Origin of the sequence: Mumia sp. zg.B53 (assembly GCF_019550935.1) — a bacterium.
Classification (GTDB): Bacteria; Actinomycetota; Actinomycetes; order Propionibacteriales; family Nocardioidaceae; genus Mumia.
The window spans coordinates 164,154-180,991 of sequence record NZ_JAHWCK010000005.1; the positions used below are offsets into that span (position 1 = coordinate 164,154).

General features: G+C 71.7%; 12 protein-coding genes. 8 read left to right on the plus strand and 4 right to left on the minus strand.

Annotation, left to right across the window (positions count from 1 at the left end; genetic code table 11):
* Window positions 1–67: 67 nt before the first annotated feature.
* Together dapA and KV102_RS16815 are read left to right on the plus strand one after the other, a co-directional pair.
* A complete protein-coding gene (gene dapA, locus KV102_RS16810; RefSeq protein WP_220346973.1) occupies window positions 68–985 on the plus strand; it encodes a 4-hydroxy-tetrahydrodipicolinate synthase in 918 nt (305 codons plus the stop codon).
* A gap of 3 nt (window positions 986–988) precedes the next feature.
* The gene (locus KV102_RS16815) at window positions 989–2,680 is read left to right on the plus strand and encodes a ribonuclease J (protein ID WP_220341358.1); all 1,692 of its coding nucleotides are present in this window, start codon (window positions 989–991) and stop codon (window positions 2,678–2,680) included.
* 141 nt (window positions 2,681–2,821) lie between these two features.
* Here the strand turns inward: KV102_RS16815 and KV102_RS16820 are convergent, their stop codons facing one another.
* Entirely contained in the window at window positions 2,822–4,429 is a 1,608-nt protein-coding gene (locus KV102_RS16820) for a hypothetical protein (protein ID WP_220346974.1), read from the minus strand.
* Between the two features lie 96 nt (window positions 4,430–4,525).
* Complete coding sequence (locus tag KV102_RS16825) at window positions 4,526–4,825, minus strand: MerR family transcriptional regulator (protein WP_220346975.1); 300 nt, start codon at window positions 4,823–4,825, stop codon at window positions 4,526–4,528.
* Between the two features lie 105 nt (window positions 4,826–4,930).
* Here KV102_RS16825 and KV102_RS16830 point away from each other — a divergent pair, with 105 nt between their 5' ends.
* The 6 genes from KV102_RS16830 to KV102_RS16855 all read left to right on the plus strand — a co-directional run bounded on the left by KV102_RS16830 (window position 4,931) and on the right by KV102_RS16855 (window position 11,329).
* Window positions 4,931–5,353, plus strand: a complete 423-nt coding sequence (locus KV102_RS16830; protein ID WP_220342471.1) for an Hsp20/alpha crystallin family protein — start codon at window positions 4,931–4,933, stop codon at window positions 5,351–5,353.
* 139 nt (window positions 5,354–5,492) lie between these two features.
* Window positions 5,493–8,018 carry a DNA translocase FtsK gene (locus tag KV102_RS16835; protein ID WP_220346976.1) on the plus strand — a complete coding sequence of 842 codons (2,526 nt, stop codon included), beginning with the start codon at window positions 5,493–5,495 and terminating at the stop codon, window positions 8,016–8,018.
* Between the two features lies 1 nt (window position 8,019).
* The gene (locus KV102_RS16840) at window positions 8,020–9,702 is read left to right on the plus strand and encodes a RodZ domain-containing protein (RefSeq protein WP_220346977.1); all 1,683 of its coding nucleotides are present in this window, start codon (window positions 8,020–8,022) and stop codon (window positions 9,700–9,702) included.
* An 85-nt stretch (window positions 9,703–9,787) separates the two neighbouring features.
* The gene (pgsA, locus tag KV102_RS16845; protein WP_220346978.1) at window positions 9,788–10,426 is read left to right on the plus strand and encodes a CDP-diacylglycerol--glycerol-3-phosphate 3-phosphatidyltransferase; all 639 of its coding nucleotides are present in this window, start codon (window positions 9,788–9,790) and stop codon (window positions 10,424–10,426) included.
* Between the two features lie 7 nt (window positions 10,427–10,433).
* Window positions 10,434–10,913, plus strand: coding sequence for a CinA family protein (locus KV102_RS16850; protein ID WP_220346979.1), 480 nt, complete (start codon window positions 10,434–10,436; stop codon window positions 10,911–10,913).
* A 119-nt stretch (window positions 10,914–11,032) separates the two neighbouring features.
* A complete protein-coding gene (locus KV102_RS16855) occupies window positions 11,033–11,329 on the plus strand; it encodes a helix-turn-helix domain-containing protein (RefSeq protein ID WP_220341365.1) in 297 nt (98 codons plus the stop codon).
* 12 nt (window positions 11,330–11,341) lie between these two features.
* Here the strand turns inward: KV102_RS16855 and KV102_RS16860 are convergent, their stop codons facing one another.
* Together KV102_RS16860 and KV102_RS16865 are read right to left on the minus strand one after the other, a co-directional pair.
* Complete coding sequence (locus tag KV102_RS16860; protein WP_220346980.1) at window positions 11,342–12,160, minus strand: DNA-formamidopyrimidine glycosylase family protein; 819 nt, start codon at window positions 12,158–12,160, stop codon at window positions 11,342–11,344.
* 2 nt (window positions 12,161–12,162) lie between these two features.
* Window positions 12,163–16,755, minus strand: coding sequence for an ATP-dependent helicase (locus KV102_RS16865; RefSeq protein WP_220346981.1), 4,593 nt, complete (start codon window positions 16,753–16,755; stop codon window positions 12,163–12,165).
* Window positions 16,756–16,838: the final 83 nt, after the last annotated feature.

Sequence of the window (16,838 nt, forward strand, 5' to 3'; positions counted from 1 at the left end):
CGGCCGGTGCGGCGCTCGGTGTGTGGCGCCGGGAGCACAGCGCCACCCAGGCGGTAGCGTGGTCCACATGACCTCACCGCTCGCTTCTCCTGCGGCCCCGTTCGGCCGGGTGCTGACGGCCATGGTGACTCCGTTCGCCCCCGACGGCGCCCTCGACCTCGACGCCGCCGCCAAGCTGGCCTCGTACCTCGTCGACCAGGGCTCCGACGGTCTCGTGGTCAGCGGCACCACCGGCGAGTCACCCACGACCAACCCGGAAGAGGACGGTCAGCTCCTGACGGCGGTCCTCGAGGCCGTAGGAGACCGTGCGTCGGTCGTCGCCGGCGTGGGCAACAACGACACCCGCGCGTCGGCCCGCCTCGCCCGCCAGGCCGCGGCCGCAGGTGCTCACGGGATGCTTCTCGTCTCGCCGTACTACAACAAGCCGCCGCAGGCCGGGCTCGTCCGCCACTTCACGACCGTCGCCGACGCCGGCGGCGGCGTGCCTGTGATGCTGTACGACATCCCCAGCCGCTCGGTCGTCCGCATCTCCACCGAGACCTACGCCGAGGTCGCCCAGCACGAGGCGATCGTGGCCGTGAAGGACGCCGTCGGCGACCTCGCCGGCGGTGCTGCCGTGATGCGTGACACCGGGCTCGCGCTCTATTCGGGCGACGACGCCCTCAACCTCGCATGGCTCGTCACCGGCGCCGCCGGCGTGGTGTCGGTGGTCAGCCACGTCGCCGCGGCGCAGTACGCCGCGATGGTGCGCGCGGTCGACGACGGCCGCCTCCGTGACGCCCGTGCGATCAACGAGCAGCTGCTCGACGTGGTGGCCGCTGTCATGCCGCCAAGCTCCCAAGGCGCGATCATGTCCAAGGCAGCGTTGCAGCTGCTGGGTGTGATCGACGACCGGACTACGCGTTCGCCCTACGTGGACGCGACTGACGAGCAGGTGGCCGAGCTGGCACGCGTGCTGCGTGACGCCTCCCTGCTGAAGGACTGATAAATGAGCCATCCTCATCCCGAGCTCGGCGCACCGCCAGAGCTCCCCGCCGACGGGCTGCGCATCATCGCGCTCGGCGGTCTCGGCGAGATCGGTCGCAACATGACCGTCTTCGAGCACGCCGGCAAGCTCCTCATCGTGGACTGCGGCGTCCTCTTCCCCGAGGACCACCAGCCAGGTGTCGACCTGATCCTGCCCGACTTCTCGCCGATTCGGCACCGTCTGGACGACATCGTCGCGATCGTCTTGACCCACGGTCACGAGGACCACATCGGTGGCGTCCCGTACCTCCTGCGCGAGCGCGGCGACATCCCGCTCGTCGGATCGCGCCTGACGCTCGCCCTGGTCGACTCGAAGCTCCGCGAGCACCGTCTCAAGGACGTGCCGAAGTACGTCGTGGCCGAGGACGACACCCTGTCGCTGGCGCCGTTCGACCTGGAGTTCATCGCGGTCAACCACTCGATCCCGGACGCTCTCGCCGTCGCGATCCGTACCGAGGCCGGCCTGGTCATCCACACCGGCGACTTCAAGATGGACCAGCTTCCGCTCGACGGCCGCATCACCGACCTGCGGGCGTTCGCGCGGCTGGGGGAGGCCGGGGTCGACCTCTTCCTCACCGACTCCACCAACGCCGACGTCCCGGGCTTCACGACGACCGAGCGTGACATCTCGCCGGTGCTCGACCGCGTCTTCGCGCAGAGCCAGCAGCGCATCATCACAGCCTGCTTCGCCTCGCACGTGCACCGCGTCCAGCAGATCCTCGACGCCGCGGTCAAGCACGGCCGCAAGGTCGCCTACATCGGCCGCTCGATGATCCGCAACATGCAGATCGCGCGCGACCTCGGCTATCTCCACGTCCCCGACGGCGTGATCGTCGACGGCCGCAAGATCTCCGACTACCGGCCCGAGGAGCTCGTCCTCGTGTCGACCGGGTCGCAGGGCGAGCCGATGGCGGCGCTGTCGCGGATCGCGGCCAACTCGCACGACTCCGTCCGCATCGAACCCGGTGACACGGTGGTGCTGGCGAGCTCGCTGATCCCCGGCAACGAGAACGCCGTCTACCGCGTCATCGACGGCCTCATCCGGCTGGGCGCGCGCGTGGTGCACAAGGGCAACGCCCTGGTCCACGTCTCCGGCCATGCGTCGGCGGGCGAGCTCCTCTACTGCTACAACATCGTCAAGCCGAGCAACGTCATGCCGGTCCACGGCGAGATGCGTCACCTGCACGCCAACGCGGCGCTGGCGCGGGCGACGGGGGTCGAGCACGACCGCGTCGTCATCGCCGAGGACGGGTTCGTGGTGGACCTCGTCGACGGTCGCGCCAAGGTCACCGGGAAGGTCGACTGCGGCTACGTCTACGTCGACGGCTCGTCGGTCGGAGACATCACCGAGTCCGAGCTCAAGGACCGGCGGATCCTCGGCGAGGAGGGCTTCGTCTCGGTCATCGTGGTCATCGACTCCTCGAGCGGCAAGGTCGTCAGCGGTCCGGAGATCCAGGCTCGCGGCTTCGCCGAGGACGATTCGATCTTCACCGAGATCGTGCCCCGGATCGAGCAGGCGCTGGCCGACGCCGTCAGCGACGGCACGTACGACACGCACCAGCTCCAGCAGATCATCCGCCGTACGGTGGGCCGCTGGGTCTCGGGAGCGCACCGCCGGCGCCCGATGATCGTGCCCGTCGTCCTCGAGGCCTGAGAGACGTCTCGGCGGCCTCTCGTGGCGGCGGCGGTTGTCCGCCGCCCGTGAGGTCGTCCGAGCCGTCCGGTCGGACCCTGGGGCCACCCAGGGGTGAGTTCTCCCCGCTTCGCACTGGCCGGCCGCAGGCTCGCCAGGCGGTCAGTCGGCCGGACCTGCCTGTTCGCGACGTTGGAGCTCGGCGGTGATGTCGGCGAGGTCCTTGAGCAGCTCCGCGTCGCTGCGATCAGCGAGGGCACCACCGCTCGGGTCGGCGCCGTCCGACGGAGCGAGGACCGGCCCGGCTCCGTTGCCGTCGACCCCGGCCTGCGCGCCGCACTGGATGGTGCGGCCGTCGAGCGCCTTCAGGCACGCTTCACCCTCGCTGGGGATCTCGATCCGATACGCGGGAGAGATCACGTCGGCCGCCTCCATCCCGAGCGTGGCCACCCACATGTCGGCGCTCGTGGGGACGACCTCGAGCATCGTGGCCTTGCGGGTCGCGAGGACGGAGACGTTCTGGAAGTTGGTCAGCGTCTTCGAGATCCGGCCGCGCAGGCCCGACTCCGCCGGGACCTTGTGGACGGTCAGCGTGGCGAGTCTGCCCGGCTCGGTCCTGTCCGCCGCGATCGTGGAGACTCCGACGATCGACTGGGACCCGGAACGGTCGCTCGATGCACGGGTCAACGGCGTCACGTAGTCCATCCCGCCCTTGGCGCGGACGAGGGCGAACTCACCGGTGTTGGCGGCCCCCGCCTCGCCGACGGCGTCGCTGTCGGCGTACCCGGAGCGGTGCCTGACGTAGTCCCAGAACGACCCAGCGGCTCGTGTCGACTCGCGCTGCTCGGCAGCGAGCGAGATCGGATAGACCGGCCCGTCGATCCCCTTCGCGGTCTTGTCGACACGGACGCTCCCGTCGGTCTCGACGATCGCGACGCCGGCGGGCACCTGGTGCGACGCCCAGTGACCGCTCCACCGCGTGAGGGGCACGACGATCCTGGCTCCGTCGCCGTCGCACAGCCCGAACATGTCGGACTCGTCCCACACGACGGGGGCGAAACGGCCCCAGGTGTCGATGACCTGCCCGGTGATCGCGCGGCCGAGGTTGTGGCTGAACTTCCCGCCGAACTTGACCCCCGAGTGCTCGTCGTCGAAGGCGCACGACGTGTACTCGCCGTCGGTGTCGCGGGAGACGACCTTCGCGTACCCCTTGTTCCATCCCTTGCGGGGGACGATCGCCGTCCACTCTCCGTCGACGTGCTTGATCGCGGTGGCGCGGTCGGACGCGATCACGTCACCGATGCCTTGTGAGACGTTCGACCTCGCCACCTCGTACGGCTCACGAACCTTGTACCCGCCCTGAGGGTCGTCGGTCTCCACGACGGACGCTTCGTACACGCCCTTCGCTGCGTGCCATCCGACGGTCAGCGTCGAGTAGACCCCGAAGGCCACCCATCCGACCGTCAACGCGATCACGAGCACGACCATCCGCCTCCCGCGCAGGTCGGCGACGAGCGCCAGCAGGACCAGGAGCACCGCGGTGAGCGTCACCGGCGCGGCGGCATTGTAGGCGACGCCGCGCAGGAACCCGAACCAGTACGGGGCGATGAACAGCAGCGCGAGGCCGATCAGCGCGAGAACCGCGTAGACGATCAGCAGCGCCGTGGTCACCGGAAGGCGGAGGCCGGCCTCCTTGCCTCTGCGCTTGTCGAGACGTGCACGCGCATACGCTCGCGGGCCATTCTTCTTGTCGGCGTCGCGACGACTCACGTGTGCCTCTTCCGCTGCGGGACGATTCGCCGGTCATCTTCGCAGCAGCGGATGGACGGACGGAGACCGCCACCGTCCCGAGATGATCTGGCCCGCTCAGCCGTCGCGACCGGCATCCTGCTCGGCGTCGCGGTCGGCGCGCAGGCGGGCGTTCTCGTCCTCCAGCTCGAGGACCATGGTGATGCCTGCGAGGTTGAGCCCCGAGTCGAGCAGCGCCACGATCCTCCGGAGCCGTACGACGTCGTCGTCGCTGTAGCGACGCGTGCCGCCGCTGGTCCGGGCCGGTGCGACCAGACCTTCGCGCTCGTAGACGCGGAGGTTCTGGGCGGCGGTGCCCGCGAGCTCGGCGGCGACCGAGATCGCGTAGACCGCGCGGTCCCGCGCTCGACCAGTCATCTGTCGACCCCTCTTGCATCGTCATCAACTCTGCGGTATATAAAAAGTGTAACAGCCAATATAGGTCATGCGTGAGGCATGAAAGGTTCTGTGGAGGTGATGATCATGCTCATGCGCACCGATCCGTTCCGTGAGCTCGACCGTCTGACTCAGCAGGTCTTCGGGACCGCCGCTCGTCCGGCCGGGATGCCGATGGATGCGTGGCGCGAGGGCGACTCGTTCGTCGTCGAGCTCGACCTGCCGGGCGTCGACCCGGGCTCGATCGACATCGACGTCGAGCGCAACGTCCTGACGGTCCGCGCCGACCGTCCGGCCCGCGAGGGCGTCGAGGAGCTGATCGCGGCCGAGCGTCCGCGCGGTGTGTTCAGCCGGCAGCTCATCCTCGGCGACACGCTCGACACCGAGCGCGTCGAGGCGCGCTATGCCGACGGGGTGCTGCGGGTGACGATCCCTGTCGCGGAGAAGGCGAAGCCGCGCAAGGTCGAGATCCAGCACGGCGAGGACACCAGCCGCGCGATCAGCGCCTGACCGACGGCGGGGGCGGGGGCCCACTGCGGGCCCTCGCCCCCGCGCGTCCGCACGACGACGAGGTGGGCCCGCGACGAGCAACCCGTCGCACGGCGTGGGCTACCGGACGGGTGCGGCTCTCAGGCTTAGAGTCGCCCCCATGGCGAGCCGTACGTCTTCCCCACCGCGAGGGTCGTCCAAAAAGAACTCGCGGTCGTCCGGTGGCCAGGGCCGTCGTCCGCAGCAGCGTGGGCAGGGTACGACCAGGCGTCGTCCCGCTCCGCCGCCGCGTTCGGGTCCTGGTCCGGTCCTGCGTGCCCTCAGCGCGCTCGGGAGGGGGATCGCGGCGCTCTGGATGGGCCTGGCCCGCATGCTCGGCGCGATCGTGCGGAGCGTCGGGCACGCTGCTCGTGACCTCGAGCCGGAGCACCGTCGTGACGGTGTCGGGCTCGTCCTCATCGGCGCCGGCGTCGTCGTCGTCGGCGCTGTGTGGTTCCAGGTCGACAGCCCGTTGACCAAGGCGGTCGGCGAGGCGGTCTCCAACAGCGTCGGCCTGCTCGCCTGGACCGTGCCGCTGGCGCTGTTCGTCGCCGGTGGACGCACGATGCGCAACCCGGAGGCCAACGGGCCGCCCGGACGTCAGATCATCGGGTGGGCGTCGTTGTCGGGTGGAATCCTCGGCATCGTCTCTATCGCCAACGGCATCCCTGCGCCGTCGGAAGGCGACGGGGCGGGGATCCGCGATGCCGGCGGCGCGATCGGCTACGGCGTCTCCAAGCTCCTCGACGACCTGCTGCGCACGCCGTACGTGACCGTCCCGCTGCTGGTCCTCCTCACGTTCTTCGGCCTGCTGGTCATCACCGGCACCCCGGTCTACCGGATCCCCGAGCGCCTCCGCTCGGCGCGCGACCTCCTCATCGGTGCCAAGCACGACCCGGCCGGCGAGGACGAGGACGCGGCCGCTGCCCAGTCGGGTCGCAGGCGACCCTCGAGGGGTGGCCCCGGCAGCGACGTCCCGTACGACAACCCGCTGGTCGGCGGGCCCGGCGACGAGCCGACGGTCGCGACGCCGACCCGCAAGGGCAAGGTGCAGAAGTCGCCCGAGGACGACGACACCGTCTCCGTCACCCCGGCGGCCGCCGTCAAGGACGACGAGCCTGTCGAGCTCCCGCCCATGACGCCGCTGCCGGCGCGCGCTGAGCAGCTCGCGCTCTCGGGCGACATCGTCTACACGCTCCCCGCCAACGACATGCTGCGCGAGGGCACCCCGCACAAGGCGCGCACCGCCGCCTCCGACGCTGTGGTGGCAAGGCTGACCACCGTGCTCGAAGAGTTCAGTGTCGATGCGGAGGTCACCGGCTACACGCGTGGTCCGACCGTCACGCGCTACGAGATCGAGCTCGGCCAGGGCGTCAAGGTCGAGAAGATCACGGCGCTCGCCAAGAACATCTCCTATGCCGTCGCCTCCAACGAGGTGCGGATCCTCTCGCCGATCCCGGGCAAGTCCGCGATCGGCATCGAGATCCCCAACACCGACAAGGAGACCGTCTCCCTCGGAGACGTGCTGCGCTCCAACCGGGCGCGCAGCGACCACCACCCGATGGTCGTCGGGCTCGGCAAGGACGTCGAGGGCGGCTTCGTCGTCGCCAACATGGCCAAGATGCCGCACCTCCTGGTGGCCGGTGCCACAGGCTCGGGCAAGTCGAGCTTCATCAACTCGATGATCTCCTCGGTGCTGATGCGGGCGACCCCCGACGAGGTCCGGATGATCCTCGTCGACCCCAAGCGCGTCGAGCTCACCGCGTACGAGGGCATCCCGCACCTCATCACGCAGATCATCACCAACCCGAAGAAGGCGGCGGAGGCGCTGCAGTGGGTCGTGCGCGAGATGGACATGCGCTACGACGACCTCGCCAACTTCGGGTTCCGGCACATCGACGACTTCAACAAGGCCGTCCGCGCCGGCACGGTCAAGGTGCCGCCGGGCAGCGAGCGCAAGCTGGCTCCCTATCCGTACCTCCTCGTCGTCGTCGACGAGCTCGCCGACCTCATGATGGTCGCCCCGCGCGACGTCGAGGACTCGATCGTCCGCATCACCCAGCTCGCCCGCGCCGCCGGCATCCACCTCGTGCTCGCCACCCAGCGGCCCTCGGTCGACGTCGTCACCGGTCTGATCAAGGCCAACGTGCCCAGCAGACTGGCGTTCGCGACCTCCTCGCTCGGTGACAGCCGTGTGATCCTCGACCAGCCCGGCGCGGAGAAGCTGGTCGGCGGCGGTGACGGGCTGTTCCTCCCGATGGGCGCCAACAAGGCGGTCCGCATGCAGGGCGCCTGGATCACCGAGAAGGAGATCCACGAGGTCGTCCAGCACTGCAAGGAGCAGCTCCAGCCGGTCTACCGCGAGGACGTGACCGCGCCCCAGGCCAGCAAGCGCGAGATCGACGACGACATCGGCGACGACCTGGAGCTCGTGCTGCAGGCTGTCGAGCTGGTCGTCAACACCCAGTTCGGGTCGACGTCGATGCTCCAGCGCAAGCTGCGCGTCGGATTCGCGAAGGCGGGTCGCCTGATGGACATCCTCGAGTCCCGCGGCGTCGTCGGGCCGAGCGAAGGATCGAAGGCACGTGACGTGCTGATCAAGCCCGACGACCTCGACGAGGTCCTGGAGACGTTGCGAGGGGAGTGACATGACGGATCACCTGGAGGAGGAACGTGCCGCGGCGGAGCCGATCGGCGGTGCGGTGATGCGTGAGGAGGTCCTCGAGGTGCGCCGCAGCGCGGGCGCGCTCGCGATGGTCGCCGTCGGCGCGGCCGCACTCGCCATCCTGTACGGCGTGCGAGCGGTCGGCGGCTCGCCGGTCCTGGCACTGATCGTGCTCGTGCTCGCTGCCATCGCGGTGGTGGCGGGGGCAGCGTGGTGGGACGCACGCAGCCCGCTGCTGGTCGCCGACGGACTGGGCGTCCGGTTCCGGCACGACCGTGAGTGGCGTGGTCTCCCGTGGGGTGAGGTCGACCATGTCGTGCTCGTCGAGCCGAGCGGACTGCTCCGCGACGGCGCCCTCGAGGTCGTGGCCCGCGACGGGACGGCGTACGTCGTACCCCTGGGTCTCGCCGTCCGCGTGAGCGACGCCGACATCGCGCAGGCACTCATTGCGCTCTCCGGCGACGAGCATCTCCTCGTGCGCCAGGCGCCGGAACCAGAGCCCGACGCCCGCGAAGGGGAGGTCGCGCCGGCCGAGCCCGAGCCGGATGAGCCCTCGGCGCGCGAGGCGGAAGCCGCCCCGCGGCCAGCGCCCGTCCCGCAGTCTGACGCCCACCGGGAGCCGCCCGAGGTCGCTGGTCACGACGTGCCACGGACAGCCTCGTCGAGTCCTCTCGATGGCGGTCCCTCCGCGCCGGCGCGGATCGATCTCGGTCTGGTCCAGAGCGCCGGTTCGTCGGCCTTGGCGCCTGGGTTCCGCGTGGTGACCGCCCTGCGGGCCAGCGGCGGCCGTCCCGAGCTCGTGATCGACCGTCCGATCGAGGAGTCGGCGCGAGCCGACACGGCAGGGCGGGCAGATCCCGTCACCGAGGTCGCGCCCGCCACTGAGCGTGTCCCGGAGATCGACGCCCCTGCGCCGCCCGGGCCTCGCGCCCAGCCGGCCGAGCCCGTCCTGGGCACGATGCTGCGCGAGGCTCGCGGGCGTGCCGGCGTGAGCATCGACGACCTCGCCGCCCGCACCCAGATCCGCCCGCACGTCATCGAGGCCCTCGAGGACGGCGACACCGGGGTCTGCGGGGGCGACTTCTACGCCCGCGGGCACCTGCGCGCGATCGCCCGCGTGCTCGGCACCGACGCCACACCCCTGGTTGAGGCCTACGACGCGTCGTACGCCCAGGGGCCGGTCCCGGCCCGCGCGGTGTTCGAGGCGGAGCGTTCGACCGGCGGGCAGACGATCCGTGTGGCGCGCGGTGGCCGCAGCTGGGTTGCCCTCACCGTGGTCGTCCTCGTGCTCGCGATCATCTGGGGGATCGGCCAGCTCGTCGTCGGGGGCGAGGGGGACGCGCCTCCGGCCGCCGTCCCGACCGACGCCGCACCCGCTCCGGCGGACCCGTCGGCGCTCGCCGGCCTCGGAGCGCCGACGACGAACCACCTGGTCATCCGTGGCAAGGAGCGCAAGCCCACGAAGGTCACGGTCACCGACGCACGAGGCACCACGGTGTGGTCCGGTGAGCTGGCGAGGTCCGAGTTCCGGCGGGTCAGCGTGGTCGGGCCGGCGAAGGTGAGCCTCGGGCGCGCAGACGCGGCCACGGTGGCCGTCAACGGAGGCAAGGCCCGCCACCTGGAGGAGGGCTCCGGCAAGGTCAGCGCCACCCTCGGGAGGTCTTGAGGCGTGCCGCTAGGCTGGGCAGAGGCCCGCGGCCGCCGGGTCACCGACGGACCGGCCGCCCCTGTGAGCCGCCCGAGGAGACACGATGAACGGCACGCCGACGTCCGCCGCCGCGCAGACGCCGAGCATCTACAACATCGCCAACGCGCTGACCGTTCTCCGGATCGCGTTCGTCCCGGTGTTCGGTTGGCTGCTGCTGATCGACGGTGGCGAGAGCACCGGCACCCGGCTCGTCGCCTGGGCGGTGTTCGTGGTCGCGATGGCCACCGACCGCATCGACGGCAACCTGGCGCGGAGCCGTGGTCTGATCACCGACTTCGGCAAGATCGCCGACCCGATCGCCGACAAGGCGCTGACCGGGATGGCGTTCGTCGGTCTGTCGATCATCGGTGCGCTCCCGTGGTGGGTCACCATCATGGTGCTCGTGCGCGAGTGGGGCATCACAGTGATGCGGTTCGCCGTGCTCCGCTACGGGGTCATGCCGGCCTCCCGTGGTGGCAAGCTCAAGACTGTCCTCCAGGCGGTCGCCCTCGGCATGTACCTGTTCCCGATCGAGGCGCTGCTGCCCGACTGGACGATGTGGATCGCGTACCTCACGATGGCGGCTGCCGTCGTCGTCACCATGGTCACCGCCGTCGACTACATCGGGCAGGCCGTCCGCATGGTCCGCGGCTCCCGGTCCGTGAGACGCTCTGCGGATCAGGTGCCCGGCGAGCCGCGCTGAGGCTGCCGTGACGTCGTCGGTTGACGTGCCGGCCCTGGTCGATGCGCTGCGACAGACGGGCGCGACCGTCGCTGCGGCAGAGTCCCTGACCGGTGGTGCAGTGTGCGCGCGGCTGGTCGACGTCCCAGGGGCGTCCGACGTCGTCCGCGGCGGAGTGGTCGCGTACGCCACGGAGCTCAAGGCGACGCTCCTCGGGGTCGACGAGCTCCTTCTCGCCACCCGCGGACCGGTGGACTCAGCCGTCGCCGAGGCGATGGCTGCCGGCGTCCGCGAGCGGCTCGACGCGGTGTACGGCCTCGCGACGACGGGTGTCGCGGGGCCTGGCCCGAGCGACGGCCAGCCGGCGGGCACCGTCTATGTCGCCGTCGCCGGGCCACAGGGCTCGAGGTGGGAGCGGCTCGCGGTCGAAGGTGACCGAGCGGTCGTCCGGAGCACCACGGTGGACGCGGTGCTGGCGTTGCTGGCCGACGTCCTCGGTGTCGGCTGAGCGACCATGAGGCAGTCACTCGGCGGTCCGTTCCCCCTAGGGAACCTGGTGCGCCTAGAGTGGTGGGAAGAACACGGCTCGACGAGGAGTTGTACCAAGTCCGAGAGCGGAGGTGTGAGATGACGGTGCTGCGACGTCTGATCGGTGAGGTCTTGCGGGCCCGGCGGATGGCCAGAGGGCTGACGCTGCGCGACGTCTCCGCCGCCGCGCGGGTCTCCTTGGGATATATCTCCGAGGTCGAACGCGGTCAGAAGGAGCCGAGCTCCGAGCTGCTCGCTGCCCTCTGCGACGCTCTCGACGTCCCGATGTCACAGGTCCTGCGCGACGTCAGCGCCCTCCTGGAGATCCAGGAGCAGTCGACCCTGGAGGCGTCGATCGCCCTGTCTCCGGAGTCCGACTCCATCGGCGTGCGCTGATCCTCCCACCGCTTATCGGCGTTCAGGGGCCGGGCGGTCGGGCGCCGGCTGGCAGCGCGGGCACCAGTACGTGACGCGCTCCTCCACGCCCCCGGTCTGCGTGACCACAGGCGCGCGCCGCTCGACGCGGGCGCCGCAGCGGCGGCACGGCTCACCACCTCGGCCGTAGACCCACGTGCGCTCACCCCGACGGCGTACGCCGGTGGTCACGATCTCGGGGAAGTCGCGGTTGACGAGCAGCATCCGGCGCACCGTCCGGACCGTACGGCCGAGATCGGGGTCGTCGGCCACCGTGAGGTCGGGATGAAGGCCGCGCACGAACATGACCTCGTTGCGATAGACGTTGCCGATCCCGGCGAGGTTGCCCTGGTCGAGCAAGGCGTCGGCAAGAGGGCGGTCGGGGTCCGACCGCAGCCGCCGCAGAGCCTCGGCCGCGTCGAACTCCGGGTCGAGCAGATCGGGTCCGAGTCGTGCGACGACCTGGTCCTCCTCGTCGCGAGTCAGCACCGCCACGACGCCGAGTGCGAACCCGACGGCCTGGACCGACGCCGTCTCGAGAACCAGCCGAGCCTCGTGGGCAGGGCGACGCCATCGCGCGCCGCGGGCGTACACGTCCCACCTGCCCTCCATCTTGAGGTGCGTGTGGATGCTGAGGTCACCTACGTGCGCGAAGAGGTGCTTGCCCCGGCTCACGACGTCGTGGACGGTCTCGCCCGAGAGGTCCACGGTCGCGAAGTCGGGCACCCGGAAGTCGCTGCGGACGAGCGTCCGGCCGCCGAGCGCCTCGTCGAGCCGTCGGGCCGTCCGCCAGACCGCGTCTCCCTCGGGCACGCTCAGCCCCGGATGCGCAGGCCGCGCGGGGTCGCGTGGAAGCCGGCCTGGGCGAGCGCGTCGCCGAGCGGGGTCCCGAGCACGGCCTCGCCGTCGGCCCGCTCCACCATCAGGCGACCGAGCGCCCCGTCGCGCACCGCGGTGGCGAGCGCGTCGATGGCGGGCTGGAGCCTTGCCGCACCCTCGGGGTCGCCGAGGTCGTCGAACGTCAGGAGGGTGCGGCCGCCCCGCTCGACGTACAGCGACAGCGCGCCGTCGACGAGCACGACCAAGGCCCCCGCCTTGCGCCCGGGGCGATGACCTCCCTCGGTCTCGGGCCACCCGAGCGCGGCACCGTACGGGTTGGCAGGATCGGTCGCCGCGAGGGTGACGGCGCGCCGCTCGGGGTCCTGGCCCGGCTCGCGCGAGTAGGAGCGGAGGCGGTCCACGGAACCCGGCGTCGCGAACTGGGCCGCGCCGAGGCCCTCCACAAAGTAGCCGCGCCGAGCCCGGCCGGCCTCCTCGAACCCGCTCAGCACCTTGTAGACGGCGGCGAACCCGCCCGGCACGCCCTCGGCGACGGCGGTGCCGCGCGTGACCAGACCATGACGCTCCAGGAGCTGCTCGGCCTGCGCGTGCGCGCGGACGGTCGGGTTGTCCTCGGTCCGGGGCACCAGCGCCCAGCGGCCGCCGACGGTCGGCGGGGCCGTACGGGAGGGCATGGTCGGGCGGACGAAGGACGGCGCGCGGCGCCCGCGCAGGCGGGGCGTGGTGCGGGCCTGCCGATGGCTGGTCCGCCCCACCCCGACGAGCGCCCGCAGCGGAGCGAGGGTGTCGTTGGTGAGGTAGCCCGCCCAGACGAGGTCCCAGACCGCGTCGGCCAGCTCGCTGTCGAGCACCGTCGGTAGGCCCTCGCCGGAGCCGGTCGCGAACGCCTTCACGGCCTCGGCCAGCTGTCGGAAGAAGTAGGCACCGCCTGACTGGACAACACCGAGGACAGCCTCCTGGAGCGACGTCAGCTCGAGCTCGACCGGCGGCGCCAGGGTGAGCGGGGCGGTGTCGGCCAGGTGGAGCGAGACCCAGCCGTCGTTGCCCGGCAGCCCTCCGGCACCGGACCAGAGCACCTCGCCCGCCGCCGTCAGCTCGTCGAGCATGGCGGGGGAGTAGTCGAGGACCCGCGAGCCCAGCACCAGCGGCTCGAGCGCGGAGGCCGGGACGGACGCGCCGGCGAGCTGCTCGACGACCGTCACGAGACCGTCGATGCCACGCAATCTGCCGCCGACGTGCTGCCACGCGGGCAGGAACCGGCCGAGCGTCTCGGGCGAGACCGGCTCGACCTCCTTGCGCAGGGCCGCGAGCGAACGCCGCCGGAGCCGTCGGAGCACCTCGGCGTCACACCACTCAGAGCCACCCGCCCCCGGGGTGAACTCTCCCTCGCTGACCCGACCGCGGCCGGCGAGCCGGCGCAGCGTCTCCGAGACCACCGCGACGCCCAGGCCGAGACGCTCGGCCACGTCGCCGGCGACGAAGGGAGCGTGGGTGCGCGCATAACGAGCCACGAGGTCGCCGAGCGGGTCGTCGACGGGCGCCAGGAACGCGTCGGGCACCCCCATCGGCACCGGGACACCGAGCGCGTCGCGCAGCCGGGCGGCATCCTCGACCGCGACCCACCACTGACGGCCGGCGAAGCTCACCCGCAGGATCCGGCGGGCCTCGGCGAGCTCGACCAGCCACGCCGCGGAGGCGGACGGCTCGGTGCTCCGCTCCGCGACCTCCTCCGACGTGAGGGGACCGAGCAGTCGCAGGAGGTCGGCCACGCCCTCTGCGCCCCGGCCTCGACGGTCGGGCACCAGGCGCTGGAGCTCTGCCTCGGTCTGGGCCAGCACGCCCGCGTCGAGGAGGTCGCGCAGCTCGGCCCTCCCGAGGAGCTCCGACAGCAGGGACGAGTCGAGCGACAACGCTGCCGCACGCCGCTCGGCGAGCGGAGAGTCGCCCTCGTACAGGAAGGCCGCGACGTAGCCGAACAGCAGCGACTTGGCGAAGGGTGAGGGCTCCTGCGTCTCCACGTCGACGACGCGCAGGCGCCGGCTCTCGAGGTCGCGCATCATCTGCACCAGCGACGGCACGTCGTACACGTCCTGGAGCACCTCGCGGACGGTCTCCAGCACGATCGGGAACGTCGGGTAGCGGCGGGCGACCTCGAGGAGCTGGGCGGCGCGCTGGCGCTGCTGCCACAGCGGGCTGCGACGACCGGGATCGCGGCGGGGGAGCAGCAGCGCCCGGGCGGCACACTCGCGGAACCGGGCCGCGAACAGCGCCGAGCCCCCGACCTCCTCCGTGACCAGGTCCTCGATCTCCTCCGGGGTGAACGCGAAGAGCTCCCCGCCCGGAGGCTCGGCGTCGGTCTCCGGGAGGCGTACGACGATGCCGTCGTCGCTGGCCATGCTGGCCGAGTCCAGGCCGTAGCGGTCACGCACACGCGCGCCGACGGCCAACGCCCACGGCGCGTGCACGGCGAGTCCGAGTGGTGAGTGGAGCACGAGCCGCCAGTCGCCGAGCTCGTCGCGGAACCGCTCGACGACCAGCAGCGTGTCGTCGGGGACCCTCCCGGTCGCCGCGCGCTGCTCGTCGACCAGCGCGAAGAGGTTGTCGATGGCGTAGGCGTCGAGGCCCGCCGCCTCGCACCGGGCGCGCGCCTGCGGCCGGTCGCCGGTGGCCATCACGCGGGTGAACGCGCCGAGCGCACGCCCCAGCTCGATCGGGCGCCCGGGGTTGTCTCCGCGCCAGAACGGCAGCCGGCCGGGCTGGCCGTACGCGGGGGAGACCAGCACACGGTCGTGCGTGATGTCCTCGATCCGCCAGCTCGTGGCACCGAGCGCGAACACGTCGCCGACCCGCGACTCGTAGACCATCTCCTCGTCGAGCTCACCGACGCGCGCGCTGCCTTGGGCGGTCGACTGCGCGCCGACCAGGTAGACCCCGAAGAGACCGCGGTCGGGGATGGTCCCGCCCGAGGTGACGGCGAGACGCTGGGCGCCGGGGCGGCCGGTGATCGTGCCGGCGACGCGGTCCCACACGATCCGCGGGCGGAGCTCGGCGAACTCGTCGGACGGATAGCGGCCGGCGAGCAGGTCGAGGGTCGCGTCGTAGGCGGACCGGGGGAGGGTCGCGTACGGGGCGGCGCGGCGCACCGCCTCGTACAGGTCGTCGACGTCCCAGCTCTCCAAGGCGCACGTGGCCACCACCTGCTGGGCGAGCACGTCGAGCGGGTTGGTGGGGACCGACAGCTCCTCGATCGCCCCGGCGACCATGCGTTCGATCGTCACGGTCGCCTCGAGGAGGTCGATGCGGTGCTTGGGGAAGACGACGCCGCGCGAGACCTCTCCCACCTGGTGGCCCGCCCGTCCCACCCGCTGGAGCCCGCTGGCGACCGACGGCGGCGACTCGACCTGGACGACGAGATCGACGGCACCCATGTCGATGCCGAGCTCGAGGCTCGAGGTGGCCACCACGCACGGGAGCCGCCCGGACTTGAGGTCGTCCTCGATCAGCGCCCGCTGCTCCTTGCTGACCGAGCCGTGGTGGGCCCGGGCCAGCAGCGGTGAGGCGCCCGCCGCCGTGCCCGACTGCGCCGGTGTCGCGGCGGCCGGGGAGCCCGTGTCGGGGAGCTCGACGCCCAGCCTCTCGGCGTGGATCTCGTTGAGCCGTGCGGTGAGGCGCTCGGCCAGGCGGCGCGAGTTGGCGAAGACGATCGACGACCGCGCCTGCTCGACCAGGTCGACGACGCGCTCCTCGACGTGGGGCCAGATCGACGCCTGGTCGCGGACGTCGGGCTCGCCCTCCTCGGCCTCTCGCACCGGGGGCGCCGTCATGTCCTCGACCGGGACGACGACCGAGAGGTCCCAGCGCTTCTCCGACTCGGGTGCGACGACCCGGACCGGGGCGGACCCCGCGAGGAAGCGAGCCACCTCCGCGTGCGGGCGTACGGTCGCCGACAGCCCGATCCGCTGGGCCGGCTGCTCGAGGAGCGCGTCGAGCCGCTCCAGGGTGAGAGCGAGGTGGGCGCCTCGCTTGGTGCCCGCGACGGCGTGGACCTCGTCCACGATCACGGCCTCGACGTCTCGCAACGTCTCGCGGGCGGCCGAGGTCAGGACGAGGAAGAGCGACTCGGGCGTCGTGATGAGGACGTCCGGGGGACGGGTGGCGAGTGCTCGGCGCTCGGCCGGTGTGGTGTCGCCGGAGCGGACTCCGACGGTGACGTCGCGGGGCGCGGGGGACTCCCCCGCGGCGGCCATCCTCGTGGCGGTCTGGGTGATCCCGACCAACGGGGCACGCAGGTTGCGCTCGACGTCGACGGCGAGCGCCTTGAGAGGGGACACGTAGAGGACCCGTGTGCGTCGCTTGGGGTCGTCGGGCGGCGGACCGGTGATCAGCCGGTCGAGTGCCCACAGGAAGGCGGACAGGGTCTTGCCGGACCCCGTGGGGGCGACGACGAGCGCGTTGCGGCCGTCGGCGATCGCGTCCCAGGCGCCGGTCTGCGCGGTCGTCGGCGCGGGGAAGGCGCCGCGGAACCACGCCGCGGTGGCAGGGGAGAAGCGGTCGAGCACATCGGGCACCCGTCCATCATCGCGCGCAGGGGTGACAGTTGCGGGGCGCGTGGGGCCGATATGGACAAGACAGCCTCCGCGCGAATCCTTAG